The 17,079-nt window shown below is 58.9% G+C and carries 14 protein-coding genes; 11 read left to right on the top strand and 3 right to left on the bottom strand.

Annotation, left to right across the window (positions count from 1 at the left end):
• Nucleotide 1: 1 nt before the first annotated feature.
• The 3 genes from B0H98_RS06390 to B0H98_RS06380 all read right to left on the bottom strand — a co-directional run bounded on the left by B0H98_RS06390 (nt 2) and on the right by B0H98_RS06380 (nt 3,301).
• On the bottom strand, nt 2-1,609 hold the full coding sequence (locus B0H98_RS06390; RefSeq protein ID WP_106374223.1) for a carboxyl transferase domain-containing protein: 1,608 nt from the start codon (nt 1,607-1,609) through the stop codon (nt 2-4).
• 9 nt (nt 1,610-1,618) lie between these two features.
• On the bottom strand, nt 1,619-2,788 hold the full coding sequence (locus tag B0H98_RS06385; RefSeq protein ID WP_106374222.1) for an isovaleryl-CoA dehydrogenase: 1,170 nt from the start codon (nt 2,786-2,788) through the stop codon (nt 1,619-1,621).
• Between the two features lie 84 nt (nt 2,789-2,872).
• The gene (locus tag B0H98_RS06380; protein ID WP_106374221.1) at nt 2,873-3,301 is read right to left on the bottom strand and encodes a MerR family transcriptional regulator; all 429 of its coding nucleotides are present in this window, start codon (nt 3,299-3,301) and stop codon (nt 2,873-2,875) included.
• A gap of 361 nt (nt 3,302-3,662) precedes the next feature.
• Here B0H98_RS06380 and B0H98_RS06375 point away from each other — a divergent pair, with 361 nt between their 5' ends.
• From B0H98_RS06375 to B0H98_RS06325, 11 genes are all read left to right on the top strand, one after another.
• Complete coding sequence (locus B0H98_RS06375; RefSeq protein ID WP_106374220.1) at nt 3,663-4,466, top strand: ABC transporter ATP-binding protein; 804 nt, start codon at nt 3,663-3,665, stop codon at nt 4,464-4,466.
• Nucleotides 4,466-5,221, top strand: a complete 756-nt coding sequence (locus B0H98_RS06370; RefSeq protein WP_106374251.1) for an ABC transporter ATP-binding protein — start codon at nt 4,466-4,468, stop codon at nt 5,219-5,221. Before B0H98_RS06375 ends, B0H98_RS06370 begins: the two co-directional genes overlap by 1 nt.
• A gap of 139 nt (nt 5,222-5,360) precedes the next feature.
• Nucleotides 5,361-6,584: an ABC transporter substrate-binding protein gene (locus B0H98_RS06365; RefSeq protein ID WP_106374219.1), complete on the top strand. Its 1,224-nt coding sequence runs from the start codon at nt 5,361-5,363 to the stop codon at nt 6,582-6,584.
• A 72-nt stretch (nt 6,585-6,656) separates the two neighbouring features.
• The gene (locus B0H98_RS06360; RefSeq protein ID WP_106374218.1) at nt 6,657-7,544 is read left to right on the top strand and encodes a branched-chain amino acid ABC transporter permease; all 888 of its coding nucleotides are present in this window, start codon (nt 6,657-6,659) and stop codon (nt 7,542-7,544) included.
• Between the two features lie 2 nt (nt 7,545-7,546).
• On the top strand, nt 7,547-8,539 hold the full coding sequence (locus B0H98_RS06355; RefSeq protein ID WP_106374217.1) for a branched-chain amino acid ABC transporter permease: 993 nt from the start codon (nt 7,547-7,549) through the stop codon (nt 8,537-8,539).
• 219 nt (nt 8,540-8,758) lie between these two features.
• Nucleotides 8,759-9,913: an acyl-CoA dehydrogenase family protein gene (locus B0H98_RS06350; RefSeq protein ID WP_106374216.1), complete on the top strand. Its 1,155-nt coding sequence runs from the start codon at nt 8,759-8,761 to the stop codon at nt 9,911-9,913.
• 70 nt (nt 9,914-9,983) lie between these two features.
• A complete protein-coding gene (locus B0H98_RS06345; RefSeq protein ID WP_106374215.1) occupies nt 9,984-11,102 on the top strand; it encodes an enoyl-CoA hydratase/isomerase family protein in 1,119 nt (372 codons plus the stop codon).
• A 65-nt stretch (nt 11,103-11,167) separates the two neighbouring features.
• Nucleotides 11,168-12,067, top strand: a complete 900-nt coding sequence (gene mmsB / locus B0H98_RS06340) for a 3-hydroxyisobutyrate dehydrogenase (protein ID WP_106374214.1) — start codon at nt 11,168-11,170, stop codon at nt 12,065-12,067.
• Nucleotides 12,068-12,172: 105 nt separating this feature from the next.
• Nucleotides 12,173-12,799, top strand: coding sequence for a glutathione S-transferase family protein (locus tag B0H98_RS06335; RefSeq protein ID WP_106374213.1), 627 nt, complete (start codon nt 12,173-12,175; stop codon nt 12,797-12,799).
• 707 nt (nt 12,800-13,506) lie between these two features.
• Nucleotides 13,507-15,753 (top strand): sensor domain-containing protein, encoded by a 2,247-nt coding sequence (locus B0H98_RS06330; protein ID WP_106374212.1) that lies wholly within the window; start codon nt 13,507-13,509, stop codon nt 15,751-15,753.
• 600 nt (nt 15,754-16,353) lie between these two features.
• On the top strand, nt 16,354-17,067 hold the full coding sequence (locus B0H98_RS06325; protein WP_106374211.1) for a hypothetical protein: 714 nt from the start codon (nt 16,354-16,356) through the stop codon (nt 17,065-17,067).
• The last annotated feature ends 12 nt before the right edge of the window (nt 17,068-17,079 follow it).

The raw sequence follows: 17,079 nt of genomic DNA, 5'->3' as shown, positions 1-17,079 counted from the left end.
TCTACATTCGAAACACGCCAAAGCGCGTCTCTTCGATTTCGGCATTCATCGCTGCGGCAAGCGCTAGCCCCAGCACGTCGCGGGTCTGAAGGGGGTCGATCACGCCGTCATCCCAAAGCCGTGCGCTTGCATAGTTCGGGTGGCCCTGGTGCTCGTACTGCTCGCGGGTAGGCGCCTTGAAGGCTTCCTCGTCCTGTCGAGTCCACTCCCGGCCTTCGCGCTCGAATTGCTCGCGCTTGACCTGGGCGAGCACGCCCGCGGCCTGTTCACCGCCCATCACCGAAATGCGCGCGTTGGGCCACATGAACAGAAGGTTCGGGTCATAGGCGCGCCCGCACATGCCGTAGTTGCCGGCGCCGAAGCTTCCGCCGATCAGCACGGTGAACTTGGGCACCTTGGCACACGCCACGGCGGTCACGAGCTTCGCGCCGTGCTTGGCGATGCCTTCGTGCTCGTAGGTTGAGCCGACCATGAAGCCGGTGATGTTCTGCAGAAATACCAGCGGAATCTTGCGCTGGGCGCACAGCTCGATAAAGTGCGCGCCTTTTACCGCCGACTCCGAAAACAGCACGCCGTTGTTGGCGATGATGCCTACCGGGTGGCCGTGAATATGCGCAAAGCCGGTGACCAGCGTATCGCCGTAGTAGCGCTTGAACTCGTCAAAGTTGGACGCATCCACGATCCGCCCGATCACTTCACGAACGTCAAAGGGCTTTTTCAGATCGGTACCCACGATGCCGTAAAGCTCCGTCGGGTCGAGCGTCGGCGGCTCGGGTGCCTGCATGGCAAGTTTGCCGCGCTTTTGCCAGTTGAGCCTGGAGACGCAGGCGCGGGCGATCTGCAGGGCGTGCAAATCGTTTTCGGCATAGTGGTCCGCCACGCCGCTGATCTTGGCGTGTACATCGGCACCTCCCAGGGCTTCCGCGCTGATGGTTTCGCCGGTGGCGGCCTTCACCAGCGGCGGGCCACCCAGAAAGATCGTGCCCTGCTCACGCACGATGATGGACTCGTCCGCCATGGCGGGCACGTAGGCGCCGCCAGCGGTGCAGGAGCCCATTACCACGGCGATCTGCGGGATACCTTCCGCCGACATCGTCGCCTGGTTATAGAAGATGCGCCCGAAGTGGTCGCGGTCCGGGAATACATCATCCTGGCGGGGCAGAAAGGCGCCGCCGGAATCCACCAGGTAGAGGCACGGCAAGCGGTGCTTGCGGGCGATCTCCTGGGCGCGCAGATGCTTTTTCACGGTGAGCGGGAAGTAGGTGCCGCCCTTGACCGTGGCGTCGTTGGCCACGATCACGCACTCCACCCCGGACACCCGTCCGATGCCGGTGATGACGCCCGCCGCGGGCACATCGGTTTCATAGACCTGATAGGCGGCCAGCGCCGAGAATTCCAGAAACGGCGAGCCTTCATCCAGCAGGTGGTCGATGCGGTCGCGGGCAAACAGCTTGCCGCGACTCTCGTGGCGCTCGCGCGCCTGGGCGCCGCCGCCCTGGGCGATGGTCGTGTTAAGCGCGCAAAGTTTGTCCACCTCGGCGCGCATGGCGGCGGCGTTGGCCAGGTAAAGCTCGCTTCTGGGGTTGACCTGGGTGGTGATCGTGCTCATGGCATGCCCCTACTTGCTTTCGGTAAACAGTTCACGGCCAATCAGCATGCGCCGAATCTCGCTGGTGCCTGCGCCGATCTCGTAGAGCTTGGCATCGCGCAGAAGCCGCCCGGTGGGGTACTCGTTGATATAGCCGTTGCCGCCCAGCAGCTGAATGGCGTCCAGCGCGGTTTGCGTGGCCTTTTCGGCGCAGTAGAGAATTACTCCGGCGGCATCCTTGCGCGAGGTCTGGCCCCGGTCGCAGGCGGCCGCCACGGCGTAGAGATACGCCCGGCAGGCGTTGAGCGTGGTGTACATGTCTGCCACCTTGCCCTGCACCAGCTGGAACTCGCCGATCGACTGATTGAACTGACGGCGCTCGTGAATATAGGGCACGACCACATCCATGGCGGCCTGCATGATGCCCACAGGCCCCGCGGCCAGCACGGTACGCTCGTAATCCAGCCCGCTCATCAGGACGTTGACGCCCTTGCCGACGTTGCCCAGCACGTTTTCCGCGGGCACTTCGCAGTCCTGAAACACCAGCTCGCAGGTGTTGGAGCCGCGCATGCCCAGCTTGTCGAGCTTCTGCGCCGTGGAAAATCCGGGCATGCCCTTTTCGATCAAGAAGGTGGTGATGCCTCTGGAGCCTGCGTCCGGGTCGGTCTTGGCGTAGACCACCAGCACGTCCGCATCCGGGCCGTTGGTGATCCACATCTTGTTGCCGTTGAGGATGTAACGGTCGCCGTCCTTTCGGGCGCGCAGCTGCATGGAAACGACATCCGAGCCGGCACCCGGCTCGGACATGGCAAGTGCGCCCACGTGCTCGCCGCTCATCAGCCTGGGCAGGTACTTCTCCTTTTGCATGGGGGAGGCGTTGCGCTTGATCTGGTTCACGCACAGGTTGGAGTGCGCGCCATAGGAAAGCGCAACTGAGGCGCTGGCCCGGGAAATCTCTTCCATGGCGATACAGTGGGCCAGATACCCCATGCCGCTGCCGCCATCCTCTTCTGAAACGGTAATGCCCAGAAGCCCCATGTCGCCGAACTTCTGCCACAGGTCGTTGGGGAACTCGTTGTTGCGGTCGATTTGTGCAGCACGCGGGGCGATCTCGCTGGCAGCAAAGGCGTTGACCTGCTCGCGCAGCATGTTCATTTCATCGTCGAGGCCGAAATTGAGTTCCGAGTAGAGAGAGTGCATGGTCGATCACCTGTTGAATATTGTTAGATAGGTCATGCTGGATAGGTAGTGCTGAATAGGTAATGCGCTGGGAGAACCGCGTCGTCAGGAAGCGGACGACGAAGCCTTGACGCGCACGTCGTCGCTGCGTTTCTCGCTGAGCTCCTCGAGCGCCTGGCGACAGCGGATCTCGGCGCTTTCAAGCTCCAGCTGCACCATGGTGATGTCTTTCATCTGCTGTTCGAGCGCCGCCCGGCGCTCGGTAATCTTTTCGAGCATCAGGTGAAGCTGCTTTTCGCTGCCGCTGCGGGTCTCGTCCCACAGCTCGAAGAGCTCGCGAATCTCGGCAAGTGACAGGCCCAGGCGCTTGCCGCGCAGGGTGAGCTTCAGGCGCACCCGGTCCTTGCTGCTGTAGATGCGCGTCTGGCCGCGGCGTGCCGGGCGCAGCAGCTCCTGGTCTTCGTAAAACCGGATGCTGCGGGTAGTCACATCAAACTCGTTGGCCAGTTCGCTGATCGAGTAGGTTCTGCTCATTGTTCAAGATTCTCGTCGAAAGGGTCTGTTCCCATGGAACACTGCCATTGAGGCTAAAACAAGTTGACGTTAACGTAAAGCAGTCATTGGGCGTGTGCAGAGACGCCCTGTATGCGGTAAGCCGTTGTCAAATAGCAGGTTGTTGTTTTATAGAACGCTAATATGAATAGCGGTAGACCAAAGTTGTAATTGTCATGGCCTACCCGAGGTTGCTAGTTTGAAGCTGCACTTTACGTTCAGGTAAATATGCACAGCCCGCTAACAAAAATAACTGCCGGGCAGACGCTCGATAACCGAAACCTCGCCTTCGTATCAAGCCCGCACCCGATACGACACAAGAACAACAGAGGACTGGCACACCATGAGTGCAACCGCTACTTCGCCCGCTTCTGCAGCGGTGCTTGAAACGCGTGGCCTGACCAAGAGTTTTCGCGGCTTCACGGCGGTGGATGACGTCGACCTGAGTGTGCAGGAAGGCCATATTCACGCCCTGATCGGCCCCAACGGCGCCGGCAAGACCACCGTCTTCAACCTGCTCACCAAGTTTTTGCCACCCACCCGGGGCGAGATCCTGTACCGGGGCAAGCCCATTACCTCGCTCAAGGCCAACCAGATTGCCCGGCTGGGGCTGGTACGCTCGTTCCAGATATCGGCGGTGTTCGCTCACATGACTGCGCTCGAAAACGTTCGCGTGGCGCTTCAACTACGCTTGGGCACCTCGTTTCACTTCTGGAAATCGGAAAAAACCCTGGATCACTTGAACGAGCGCGCCATGGCGCTGCTTGACGAGGTAGGCCTGAGCGAGTACGCCGATACCCTGACCGTCGAGATGCCCTACGGGCGCAAGCGGGCGCTTGAAGTGGCCACCACGCTTGCACTCGACCCGGTGATGCTGCTGCTTGACGAACCCACTCAAGGCATGGGCGCGGAAGACGTGGATCGCATCGTGGCGCTGATCAAGCGGGTATCGAAAGGGCGCACGGTACTGATGGTGGAGCACAACCTGAGCGTGGTCAGTCGGCTTTGTGACCGCATCACGGTGCTGGCCCGGGGGGCGGTGCTGGCCGAAGGAGACTACGCCAGCGTCTCGAACGACCCGCGGGTGCGCGAGGCCTACATGGGAAGCGCCGAAAACGACGCCGAGAAAGCGAGAGCCAGCGCATGATGAACAGTACGATAAACTCAGCCCCGGCGACTGCGCCAACCGCTAACCACTCCGCCCGGGAAATGATTCGGGTGAAGGACCTGCACGCCTTCTATGGCGAGTCGCACATTCTTCACGGGGTCAGTTTCGACGTGAAGCAGGGCGAGCTGGTCACGCTCCTGGGCCGCAACGGCGCCGGACGCAGTACCACCCTGAAAGCCATGATGAACATGGTCGGGCGGCGTACCGGCTCCATCGTGATCAGCGGCCAGCAGACGCTTTCCATGAAGCCGCACCATATCCCGCGCCTGGGCATCGGCTACTGCCCCGAGGAGCGCGGCATCTTTGCAAGCCTGGATGTCCACGAAAACCTGCTGCTGCCGCCCACAGTCAGCTCCGGCGGCATGAGCCTGGACGATATCTACACCATGTTCCCGAACCTGTTCGAGCGGCGCAGAAGCCAGGGCACCCGGCTTTCCGGCGGCGAACAGCAGATGCTGGCCATGGCGCGCATCCTGCGTACCGGGGCGCGCATTCTGCTGCTCGACGAAATTACCGAAGGCCTGGCCCCGGTCATCGTGCAGAAACTCGGTGAAGTGCTGGTGCAGCTGAAAGCACGCGGCATGACCATCGTGCTGGTCGAGCAGAACTTTCGTTTTGCGGCCCCCTTGGCCGACCGCCACTTCGTGATGGACCACGGCCAGATCGTCGAGGAGATCACCGCTTCTGAGCTGCCCGCGCGGCGCGAGCATCTCAACACGATGCTTGGCGTATAAAGCGCAACACCCTGAGAAGGCACATCACCACTACTTCACATCCTGACGACTTCACATCCCAGCAACGTCGTATCACAACAGCGTCACATCACAACAGCGCCACATGACAACAACAATGGCCAGAGGCCAGGAGACGAACATGACGTTAATCAAGAAGCGACTCGCGGCAAGCATCGCCATGGCTGCCGCGACCGCGGTGGTGGCCACCACCGCTCAGGCCGAGATAAGCGATGACGAGGTGCGCATCGGCTACCTGGCGGATATGTCCGGCACCTATCGTGACCTTGCCGGCCCCGGCGGGCTGACCGCGCTCGAAATGGCGGTGGCGGACTTCGGCGGCAGCGTCAACGGCGCGCCCATCGTGGTGTTCAGCGCCGATGACCGCAACAGCGCCGACGTGGGCGCCAACACCGTGCGCGAGTGGATCGACCAGCGCAACGTCGATATGGTCGCGGGTCTGGTGGCGTCTTCGGTCACCATCGCGGTCACCAAGGTGCTGGCGGAAAACAACCGTCTGGGGCTGGTGTCTGGCTCCGCGGCTTCCAGCGTGACCAACGAGCACTGCACGCCGAACCATATTCACTGGGTCTACGATACCTATCCGCTGGCCAACGGTACCGCCAAGGCGGTGGTGGAGCAGGGCGGCGATACCTGGTTTCTGCTCACCGCGGACTACGCCTTCGGCCACGCGCTGGAAGCGGACGTGACCAGCGTGGTGGAAGCCAACGGCGGAGAGATTGTGGGTGGGGTGCGTCACCCGTTCCCGACCAGCGACTTCTCCTCCTACATTCTTCAGGCCCAGGGGTCCGGTGCGAAGATCGTGGGGCTTGCCAATGCCGGGGCGGATACGGTCAATGCGATCACCACTGCCAGTCAGTTCGGTATCACCCAGTCCGGCCAGCAGCTGGCAGGGCTTCTAATCTTTCTGAACGACGTGCATGCCCTGGGCCTGGAGGCGACCCAGAATCTGCTGCTGACCACCGGCTGGTACTGGGATATGGATGAGCAGTCCCGGGAGTGGGCGCAGCGCTATTTTGACGAGGTAGGCCGCATGCCCACCATGGTGCAGGCAGGTATCTACTCCAGCACCATGCACTACCTGAAGGCCGTGGAAGCGGCGGGCACCGACGAGGCCCAGGCCGTGCGCGAGCAGATGGCATCCGAGCCCATCAACGACTTCTTTGCCCGCAACGGGCGTATCCGTGAAGATGGCCGCATGGTGCACGACATGTATCTGGCCCAGGTGAAAACCCCGGAAGCGTCCACCGGCGAGTGGGACCTTTACGAAATTCTCAGCACCATTCCTGCTGAAGAGGCCTATCGTCCGCTCTCGGAAAGCCAGTGCAGCCTGGTGCAGAACTGAGCCGATAACCGTTGAGCACTTCCCGCGGGCAGCCGGTAAAACGCCTGCCCGCGGGGGCGAGGAGGGTCGTACATGACGATGATATTCGGTGTGCCCATGGCGGTGTTCATGGGTCAGCTGACGCTGGGGCTGGTGAACGGCGCCTTCTATGCGCTTCTGAGCCTGGGTCTGGCGGTCATCTTCGGGCTGTTGAAGATCGTCAACTTCGCCCACGGCGCCCAGTACATGCTGGGAGCGTTTGCTGCGCTTCTCGGCTTTCGCTACCTGGGCATCAACTACTGGCTGGCGCTGATTCTGGTGCCATTGGTGATCGGCGGGCTTGGCATGCTGCTGGAGCGCTTCCTGCTGCGCCGCATCGCCCACCTGGACCACCTTTACGGGCTTCTATTGACCTTTGGCCTGGCGCTGATTTTCGAGGGCACGCTGGTCAATCTGTTCGGGGTTTCTGGGGCGCGCTACGCCACGCCGGAGATTCTACAGGGCGGGCTCAACCTGGGGTTCATGTTCCTGCCCACCTACCGCGCCTGGGTGCTGGTGGCCGCCCTTGCCATGTGCCTGTTCACCTGGTTCATGATCGAGCGCACTCGCCTGGGCGCCTACCTGCGAGCAGGCACTGAAAACTCCCAGTTGATGCAGGCCTTCGGGGTGAACGTGCCGCTGTTGATCACCCTGACCTACGGGTTCGGCGTGGGCCTTGCCGCCTTTGCCGGCGTGCTTGCTGCACCGCTTTACCCGGTATCGCCCACCATGGGGTCGAGTCTTTTGATCGTGGTATTCGCGGTGGTGGTGATTGGGGGTATGGGCTCGATCCTGGGCGCGATTCTTACCGGGCTTGGCATGGGCATCATCGAAGGACTGACCAAGGTGTACTACCCGGAAGCCGCCAACACGGTGATCTTTCTGGTCATGATCCTGGTTCTCATGCTGCGCCCGGCCGGGCTGTTCGGAAAGGAGGCATAGCCATGCCCGCATCAACCGTACTCAAGGCGCCAACCGCCGTGGCCCAACGCCAGCGCCGGGCGAACCTGCGCCGGAATGCCTTCTATATCGCGCTGGTCGGGGTGGGGCTGGTCGCGCCCTTTATCGCCTACCCCGTGTTTCTGATGAAGATACTCTGCTTTGCGCTGTTCGCCTGCGCCTTCAACCTGCTGCTGGGGTATGCCGGGCTCTTGTCCTTTGGCCACGCCGCGTTTCTGGCCACCGGCGGCTACGCCACGGGCTATCTGCTGGCAAGCTACCCCGGGCTTACGCCGGAGCTGGGCATTCTGGCCGGTACGCTGATGGCCACCCTTTTAGGCGTGCTGTTTGGCGTGCTCTCCATTCGCCGCCAGGGCATCTATTTTGCCATGGTGACGCTGGCGCTGGCGCAGCTGATGTTCTTCGTGTTCATCCAGGCGCCGTTCACCGGCGGGGAGGACGGGCTGCACGGCGTGCCCCGCGGCGAGCTGTTCGGGGTGATCAGCCTGCGCAGCAACCTGGCGATGTACTACTTCGTGTTCGCGATCTTCCTGCTCGGCTATGCGTTGATTCAGCGTACCGTGCATTCGCCTTTCGGCCAGGTGCTGAAAGCCATTCGCGAAAACGAGCCGCGGGCGATTTCGCTTGGCTACAACGTGGACGCCTACAAGCTGGTGGCCTTCGTGATCTCGGCAGGGCTTGCAGGGCTTGCGGGCTCCACCAAGACCGTGGTGTTTCAGCTGGCCTCGCTGACGGACGCGCACTGGCACATGTCCGGCGAGGTGATCCTGATGACGCTGCTGGGCGGGGTGGGCACGCTACTGGGCCCGCTGATGGGCGCGGGGCTGGTGGTCAGCCTTCAGCATCTGCTGGCACAGTCGCCGCTGGGCAACTGGGTCAGCGTGATTCTGGGCGCCATCTTTGTGGTGTGTGTCTTGAGTTTTCGAAGCGGCATCATCGGTGAGCTGGGGGCCATCTACCGCAAGAACTTCAAGTAAGCCGCCTGTTTCGGTGTTGGGCGCCTCAGGGCGCCTTTTTTATGTCGACGGCGTACGCCTACGCCCAAGGTAGAGGGGGTACGCCGTTGCGCGGTAACGGTTTAGGCGATAAGTTAACGTAAACGTCAATTAGCCTTGACCCTTCAATAATGACAACACAAAAGCCCCTTGCCACTCGTCAGCCAGCGGCACAGCGACGGCTTTGAATGGAGATTCGCCATGAACTTCGAGCTGAGTGAAGACCAGGTCGCCTACGCCGATATGGCCAGGGCATTCGCCCAGAACGAGCTTGCACCCCACGCTGCCCGATGGGACGCCGAGGCCATCTTCCCGGTGGATGTGATCAAGAGGGCGGGCGAACTGGGATTCTGCTCGCTCTACGCCCCGGAGAGCGTGGGCGGGCTTGGCCTTTCGCGGCTGGATGCCAGCATCATCTTCGAGCAGCTCTCCATGGGCTGCACCTCCACGACGGCGTACCTCACCATTCACAACATGGTGACCTGGATGCTCGCGGATTTCGGCACCCCAGAAGCGGTCGAGCAGTGGGGCGCCCGGCTTGCGACCGGCGAGCTGTTGGGTTCCTACTGCCTGACCGAACCCGGCGCGGGTTCGGATGCCGCCTCCTTAAAAACCACCGCCAAGCGCGACGGTGACGACTACCTGCTCAACGGCAGCAAGATGTTCATTTCCGGCGCGGGCAGTACCGATTTTCTGGTGGTGATGGCGCGCACCGGTGGCGAAGGCGCGGGCGGCGTCTCGGCGTTTGCCGTGGATGCCGGTACGCAAGGGATCAGCTACGGGCGCAAGGAGGAGAAGATGGGCTGGAACAGCCAGCCCACGCGCATGGTGACCTTTGAAGACGTGCGCGTACCCGAAAGCCACCTGCTGGGCAAGGAGGGCGACGGCTTCAAGATCGCCATGAAAGGCCTCGATGGCGGGCGCATCAATATCGCCACCTGCTCCATCGGCACCGCCCAGCAGGCGATCAACAAGGCCTGCGAGTACATGCAGGAGCGCAAGCAGTTCGGCAAGCGCCTGGCGGAGTTTCAGGCGCTGCAGTTCCGCCTGGCGGATATGGTCACGGAGCTGGTCGCCGCCCGCCAACTGGTGCGCATGGCCGCCACCAAGCTGGACGCCGGCCATGTGGACGCCACCACCTACTGCGCCATGGCCAAGCGCTTCGCCACCGATGTCGGCTTCAAGGTGTGCGACGAAGCGCTGCAGCTTTACGGCGGCAACGGCTATATCAAGGAGTACCCCATGGAGCGCTACGTGCGTGACACTCGAGTGCACCGCATTCTGGAAGGTACCAACGAGATCATGCGCCTGATCATCTCCCGCCGGGTGTTGGCCGAAGGCGCCGGCGAGCTATAGTGAACGCAGCGCTTTAGAAAACGAGCACTGGACTCTTCTTGCCAGATTTTTCTACCACAAGGATGCCTGCATGAGTAGCGTACTGTTCAACGAGCACGCCACCGGCGACGGCCATACCATCGGCGAAATCGTCCTCAACGCCGAGCGCTCGCTCAACGCCCTGACGCTTGCGATGATCGATGCGATCCGCCCGCAGTTGAAGGCGTGGCAGGAGGATACGCGCATCGTGGCCGTGGTGCTGGATAGCGCCGGCGAAAAGGCCTTCTGCGCCGGCGGTGACGTGGTCAGCCTGTATAAATCGATCACCGGTGAGCAGGGCGACCCGGATTTCCCCGAGCGCTTTTTTACCCAGGAGTACCGCCTGGATTACGAGCTGCACACCTACTCCAAGCCCATCATCTGCTGGGGCAGCGGCATCGTGATGGGCGGCGGCATGGGGCTGCTCAGCGCCTGCAGCCACCGCGTGGTGACGGAAACCTCGCGTCTGGCCATGCCGGAGGTCACCATCGGCCTCTACCCGGATGTAGGCGCAAGCTGGTTTCTGAACCGCCTGCCTGTAGGTACCGGGCGCTTTCTGGCCATGACCGGTAGCCCCGTGAACGCGCTCGATGCGGTGCACCTGGGCCTGGCGGATCGCTGCATCGAAAGCGGTCAGCGCGAGGCGCTGATGCACTCGCTCACCCAGGCCCGCTGGCAGGAGAGCGGCACCATCGACGCCCACGGCGTGGTCAACCGCACCCTGCGCGAGCTGGAGCAGGCCTCAAGAAGCCGTTTTGCCGAACTCGACACCCCCGTGCTCAACGCAACGCCGCTGATCCGTGAGCTGATGGATCACGACACCACCGAGCAGACCGTGGCCGCCGTGCTGGCGGTCGAAAGCGACGACAGCTGGTTCACTCGCGCTCAGAAAACCCTGGCCCATGGAAGCCCGGTTTCCATCACGTTGATCGACGAGCAGCTCAAACGTGCCAAGTACATGTCGCTTGCCGAGGTGTTCCGCTCGGAGCTTTCGCTTTCCGTGCAGTGCTGCCGCCACCGTGAGTTCCCCGAAGGCGTGCGCGCGCTGCTGGTCGACAAGGACGGCAGCCCGGCCTGGACCTACCCGGACGTGGCCTCGGTCGAGCCGTTCTTCATCGACGAGCTGCTGGCCTCACCCTGGGAGCAAAACCCGTTGGAAGCGCTTGGCTAAGCACTCGGTTTAAGCAGGTTTAAATAACTGGTTTACATAGCGTTTCATATAACAAGGATAACACCATGACCACGATCGCCTTTATCGGCCTGGGCAATATGGGCGGCCCCATGGCCGCCAACCTCTCCAGGGCTGGCTTCAACGTGCGCGCCTTCGATCTCTCACGTGACGCGCTGGACGCCGCCAGATCTCACGGCTGCGAAGTCGCTGCCTCGGCGGTTGATGCGGCCAAGGATGCGGATGTCATCATCTCCATGCTGCCCGCCGGCCAGCATGTGCGCGGGCTGTTCGTGGATGGCGAGACGCCGCTGTTCGAAGTGATCAAGAAGGGCGCGCTGGTCATCGACTCCTCCACCATCGACGCCGACACCGCGCGCAGCGTGGCCGCCGTCGGGGCGGAAAAGGGCATCGGTTTCATCGATGCGCCGGTATCCGGCGGGGTAGGCGGCGCCCAGGCGGGCACCTTGACGTTTATCGTGGGCGCAAGCGCGGAACAGTACGAGCAGGCCCGGCCGCTACTTGAGGTCATGGGCAAGAACATCTTCCACGCCGGCGATCACGGCGCCGGGCAGGTGGCCAAGGCGTGCAACAACATGCTGCTGGCCATTCTGATGGCGGGCACCTGCGAGGCGATCAACATGGGGGTGAAAAATGGCCTGGACCCCGCGGTGCTTTCCGACATCATGAAGCAAAGCTCCGGCGGCAACTGGGCGCTCAACGTCTACAACCCGTACCCCGGCGTGATGGAAAACGCCCCGGCCTCGAAAGGCTATCAAGGCGGTTTTCTGACCGACTTGATGATCAAGGACCTGGGGCTTGCCATGGATATCAGCCAGCAAAGCGCCGCGCCCGTGCCCATGGGCTCCGCCGCCCGGGCGCTGTTTACCCTGCACAAGGCAGAGGGTCACGGCCGGCTGGATTTCTCCAGCCTGATGACGTTCTATCAGGGGAAGAAAGGGCAGTAGCACTGAAGTGCGGCAGCCGAAGGTCGCCTTGTCACCCAGCCATGCCCAAGTCACACTCAGGGCTCTGTCACCCAGGACTCTGTCACCATCAAAACAAGGATTGCCATGATTACGCTTTGGGGCCGCAACAACTCTACCAACGTCAAGAAGGTGCTGTGGGTACTGGAGGAGCTCGAGCTGCCGTTCGAGCAGATTCAGGCGGGCCTTCAGCACGGCGTGAACAATACGCCGGAATACAAGGCCATGAACCCCAATGGCCTGGTGCCGCTTTTAAAGGACGACGCTTTTGAGGCCCTGCTGTGGGAATCCAACACCATCATCCGCTACCTGGCCGCGCAGTACGGCAAAGGCACGCTGTGGATTGAAGCGCCCGCCAAGCGCGCCCAGGCGGAAAAGTGGATGGACTGGGCCAACAGCACACTTTCACCTGCGCACCGGGTCATTCTGATGGGCTACGTCAGAACCCCCGAAGCCGAGCGCGACGCCGCCGCCATCGACGCCGGCATGCAAGCCTGCGAGAAGCTTTTTGCATTACTGGATGAAACCCTCGCCAAGCAAGCCCACTTCTCCGGCGAGGCCTTCGGCCTTGGCGATATAGCCGTCGCCCCCTTCGTCTACAACCTATGGAACGTTGGCCTGACCTGGCAGCCGCGGCCCCATCTTGAGCGCTGGTACCAGCAACTGGCTGAGCGCCCCGCGTTCCAGAAAGTGGTGATGATCCCCGTCACCTGATGTAGATGCACTCAGAGTCTCAAGGCAGGATCAACACGTCACGCGCGGTAACGAGCGCTGGCGAGGCACCCGCGAAAGGGCAGCGCCCAGTTGCCCGAAGCCCGATAAAATCCCAAACGCCTTCCGCTCGGCCAGCCAGGCCCGGGTTCGCATTGCCGCAAATTCTTCTGCTGGCTCAGGGGGTCGGCTATTCAAACACCTGATAAACGTATACCTGCGTTCATCGTTTAACACCTCATCATTAGTCTTTAAATAAGCGCCTTCAGTAACAGCGAGATTTAGAGACAGTGAGGGCGGCCAGGCTAACCGCGATGCAAGTTGCCGGTATATTCAAGTCGAATAAGAGCATCGTCAGGCATATTGGCATCTGAGAGAGCGGCTATTAGTGGTGGCCAAGTTCGATATCTCATTATTCGTGTTTTACTTCCGAGCCACCAACGATCTGTTGGATCAGGGTATAAATCTTCTATGAAAAGGACTGAAAAAAATTAGTTAATTTATTTTGCCCATCAAATTTTTAATTGTTTATCTCCATGTATATAAAAACTCTGCCTTGATTAAGACTACGTTACTAATAATATTCAATTTTTCTAAAGTTGGCATCTGCCCCTCCAATACTATTCCTGCATAATAAAGATTAGGATGATAAAATGTTGTCGAAAATTTCTTAATGTTTATTAATAAAGCGCTTTAAATAGGCAATTAAAATGGCTTCCGTACTTAACGAATCGCATCAAAATGCTCTGGATTTGCTAGTCAAGGCGGCAGCTTACTCGGCAGATTGCCCGAACGGCTTTCTGATAGGCGGTGCAGAGGGGGACTGGAGTCTTCTGGCAAGCTACGGAGGAGAGCCTCCGGTTGCGTTTGATACCTCTATTGAACGATGGCTTCAATCAAACCTGACTAATAGTCAGCCCGTCATCATTGATGATGCATTGGGCCAATCGCTTCCCGTTTATTTTCATCAGTTACGTGGCCTTGGGCATAAATTTGTCGTTGGCGTCGCTATCGGGAATGAAGCAGAGGAAATGAAAGGGGTCGTCTTTGTAAGCAGCCCCTCACCACAGCAACGCTTGAGCACTGCGCAGTTTTATGCCTTGCAGACGCATGCTGCGCTGATTGGCCAAACCCTTCAGTTTCAGACCGGGCTATTCATTCCCAAGCAAAAAACGTTCATGGAGCGCCTTCGCCTGCTGGAATCAGTGGTGGTTAATGCGAAAGACGCCATTCTAATCACAGAGGCGGAGCCCATTGACCCGCCCGGGCCGCGGATCGTGTATTGCAATCCGGCTTTTTTGACGACGACAGGATATACGTCAGCTGAAGTCATCGGTCAGACACCGCGAATACTTCAATGCGATGACACCAGCCGTACAACGCTGGATCTCATCCGGAAAGCGCTTTCAAGCTGGCAACCCATAGAAGTCGAACTTATCAATACCCGCCGCGACGGCAGCCAATTCTGGGTCGAGCTGAGCATTGTCCCCGTTGCCAACGAGAAAGGCTGGTTTACACATTGGGTATCCGTGCAGCGTGATATCAGTGAGCGCAAGAAGTCCGAGCATTTAGCTTTACAGGCGCTTGCAGATCGAGAAGCCAAGGTTGCACTGGAAAGCCGTTTGAAGGAACGAGAGCGGATTGAAGAAGAGCTTTCGTATGCCGCTTACCATGACAGCTTGACGGCGTTGCATAACCGGGCATATCTGATGGCGTTCTTATTGGATATTTTTAATAATAGTGGCCCCCGCCAGATACCTGCCGCCACAGTGCTTTTCCTGGATCTTGATCGCTTTAAATTTGTAAACGATAGCCTGGGCCATGGGGCAGGCGACATGCTTCTCGAAGTGGTCGCACGCCGACTCGAAAACTGTATTAGTGAAGAACACGTCTTGGCCAGGGTGGGTGGTGATGAGTTTGCGATGCTGCTTGAAGGTGAGGATCAATCATCGCGGTCAATCGAGCTTGCTCAGCGAATTGTCGATCAATTGAATGTGCCGATCATCATTAACGGGCATGATATTTTCACCTCTTGCAGTATAGGCATTGTGACCGCCGATGCGACGCATGCCTCGCCAGAAGACCTGCTTAGAGACGCCGATATTGCCATGTATGTTGCCAAAAAGCAGGGCCGAGGGCGATGGGCGTTGTTTGATGTATCCATGCGCGAGGCGGCGATCGATGCGCTGGCGATGCAGAATGCTCTCAAACGGGCTCTAGCGAATAATGAATTTTCTGTTGTCTATCAGCCAATTTACAGCATCTTTACTGGTGAAGTATCCGGGGTGGAAGCTTTAGTCAGATGGCGTCATTCAGTGCTTGGTCGAGTGTCACCAGAGCGCTTCATTCCCGTTGCTGAAGATATCGGGGTCATGCATGAGCTAGGTCGCTGGGTCATGCAAACAGCGTGTACAGAATTGCAACGCTGGAAGGCTCGATTTCCCAAGCTGAAATTGCATCTGAACGTGAATGTATCGGGCGTTGAGCTTAATCGCTCAGGGTATGTAAACCAGATTAGGCTTATTCTCGCTCAGACGGGGATAGAGGCCCATGATCTTCAGGTTGAAATTACGGAATCTGTTTTTCTTCATCAGCCGGATAAAATAGCACAGATATTAGAGAGCATTCGTGAGCTTGGGGTCCGTATAGCGCTGGATGACTTCGGCACCGGATACAGCGCCCTTGGCTATATTGACCGCTATCCCATTGACGCCATCAAGATCGACCAGTCCTTTGTATCCAGGATGATGACGTTTCAGCGCAGTGACGCGATTGTCAGAAGTATCTTGTCTCTGGGCCGTGCGCTGAGTATCGATATCACCGCTGAGGGTGTCGAAAATCAGCCTCAATTACAGCGCTTGAGAGAAATGGAATGCCCGTTTGTTCAGGGTTATCTGTTAAGCCGGCCAGTAAACGCCGGAAAAATCGTGACTCTTTTACAGCTACAGGCAACCTGACAGGATTAATTGATCACTTAGCGACCCAGAATATTCGTCTCGGCTTTCTTCGTTGATTTTGCAGCTTTCTTTTCCTTAGCCGTTAGAAGGGGCTTCTTTTTACTATCTTTTTTACTGTCCTTTCCTTTGCTCATGATAATTTCCTGTAGAGATTTATTATTGCTGCTCGATTGATAAAAAACCAGATTATTAAACTTGATAGTAGTACACAAAGCGCCAGTGCGCCTTTTATATAATCATTTGGCTATAAAAATAGGGGTTTGAAAGCAGTTTTACTTTAAAGGCTTGTATTTTTCGAAGAGAGTGCTGAGATAAAAAGCATACTCATGTTGATTGGGAAAAATATTTATAGATAACGGCAAGCATTAATTGACTTGCTGAAAGCAAGGATACTGAGCCTGGGTTTCAGTCGTGGGGTTGTGTATCCGGCCTCAGTCCGCATGCAGCAGCACTGGCAGCCATTTGGGTAGGTGGTGAATGACCTTTCCTAGCCGAAACAGGAACTTTCCTCCATATTAACAGTGGGCCAGATGAAGCGCCGCTGATGTACAACCGGTGGCAATGATAATGAGCGACAGATCGAGCGAGAGGGATTCATCAATGACAGGGACACAGAAATCATCATCGGCAGGATTCTTGAGCGATAACCGGGTAAAGGTACTTCTGGTTCTCGTACTTGTTGCGGTGGCCTGGGCCGTGGTGGCGCACATCATTGCAAGCTCGCGACAAGACCGCCTTGAAGCACTCGAGACGAGACTGACCGAAACCGAGCGTGAGCATCAACAGATTCAGGCACAGATGTCGGAAGTAGAAGCCGCCGAGCTTGATCTTGCCACCTTGCAACAGCGAACGAACGCCGTTGAGGTCGAGCAGGCAGAAGCAGAGGCGGCGCTTGCTTCAACGCGGGCAGACATTGCCCATGCCCAAGAAGATTTGACCGCATTACGCGGAGAGCGTGAAACCCGTGAAAAAGAGATGCAGAGCCTCAACGAGCAGATAGATCAAAGGCAGAGCCGTCTTGATGAACTCAACGGGTCCAGTGCCGAGTTGGAAAGAGAGCTAGACGAGGCCGAAGCTGCCCGCGATGACGCTCAGCAGTCGCGTCAAGAGGCTGAGGAGGCTCGTAACCAGGCGGAATCGGACCTTGAGGCACTCAACGCGGACATTGAACAGGCGAATAACCAGCTTGCCGAGGCCAGTAGCCAACGCGATGCCATTGTTGAAGAAGTAAAGGCATTGGAAGAAACGCACAAGGCTCTCACCATTGAAAACACTGCGCTTAACGTAATGCGCAACCGGGCACAGACGCCCTGACGCAGTACATTC

The sequence above is a fragment of the Vreelandella songnenensis genome (assembly GCF_003002925.1).
GTDB classification, from domain to species: Bacteria; Pseudomonadota; Gammaproteobacteria; order Pseudomonadales; family Halomonadaceae; genus Vreelandella; species Vreelandella songnenensis.
This window is presented reverse-complemented; position numbering and strand designations above follow the sequence as displayed.

Excerpts from the sequence above, each read along its gene's own strand:
- B0H98_RS06390 (WP_106374223.1), bottom strand. The coding sequence starts at position 1,609 with ATGAGCACGATCACCACCCAGGTCAACCCCAGAAGCGAGCTTTACCTG.
- B0H98_RS06385 (WP_106374222.1), bottom strand. The coding sequence starts at position 2,788 with ATGCACTCTCTCTACTCGGAACTCAATTTCGGCCTCGACGATGAAATG.
- B0H98_RS06380 (WP_106374221.1), bottom strand. The coding sequence starts at position 3,301 with ATGAGCAGAACCTACTCGATCAGCGAACTGGCCAACGAGTTTGATGTG.
- B0H98_RS06375 (WP_106374220.1), top strand. The coding sequence starts at position 3,663 with ATGAGTGCAACCGCTACTTCGCCCGCTTCTGCAGCGGTGCTTGAAACG.
- B0H98_RS06370 (WP_106374251.1), top strand. The coding sequence starts at position 4,466 with ATGAACAGTACGATAAACTCAGCCCCGGCGACTGCGCCAACCGCTAAC.
- B0H98_RS06365 (WP_106374219.1), top strand. The coding sequence starts at position 5,361 with ATGACGTTAATCAAGAAGCGACTCGCGGCAAGCATCGCCATGGCTGCC.
- B0H98_RS06360 (WP_106374218.1), top strand. The coding sequence starts at position 6,657 with ATGACGATGATATTCGGTGTGCCCATGGCGGTGTTCATGGGTCAGCTG.
- B0H98_RS06355 (WP_106374217.1), top strand. The coding sequence starts at position 7,547 with ATGCCCGCATCAACCGTACTCAAGGCGCCAACCGCCGTGGCCCAACGC.
- B0H98_RS06350 (WP_106374216.1), top strand. The coding sequence starts at position 8,759 with ATGAACTTCGAGCTGAGTGAAGACCAGGTCGCCTACGCCGATATGGCC.
- B0H98_RS06345 (WP_106374215.1), top strand. The coding sequence starts at position 9,984 with ATGAGTAGCGTACTGTTCAACGAGCACGCCACCGGCGACGGCCATACC.
- mmsB (WP_106374214.1), top strand. The coding sequence starts at position 11,168 with ATGACCACGATCGCCTTTATCGGCCTGGGCAATATGGGCGGCCCCATG.
- B0H98_RS06335 (WP_106374213.1), top strand. The coding sequence starts at position 12,173 with ATGATTACGCTTTGGGGCCGCAACAACTCTACCAACGTCAAGAAGGTG.
- B0H98_RS06330 (WP_106374212.1), top strand. The coding sequence starts at position 13,507 with ATGGCTTCCGTACTTAACGAATCGCATCAAAATGCTCTGGATTTGCTA.
- B0H98_RS06325 (WP_106374211.1), top strand. The coding sequence starts at position 16,354 with ATGACAGGGACACAGAAATCATCATCGGCAGGATTCTTGAGCGATAAC.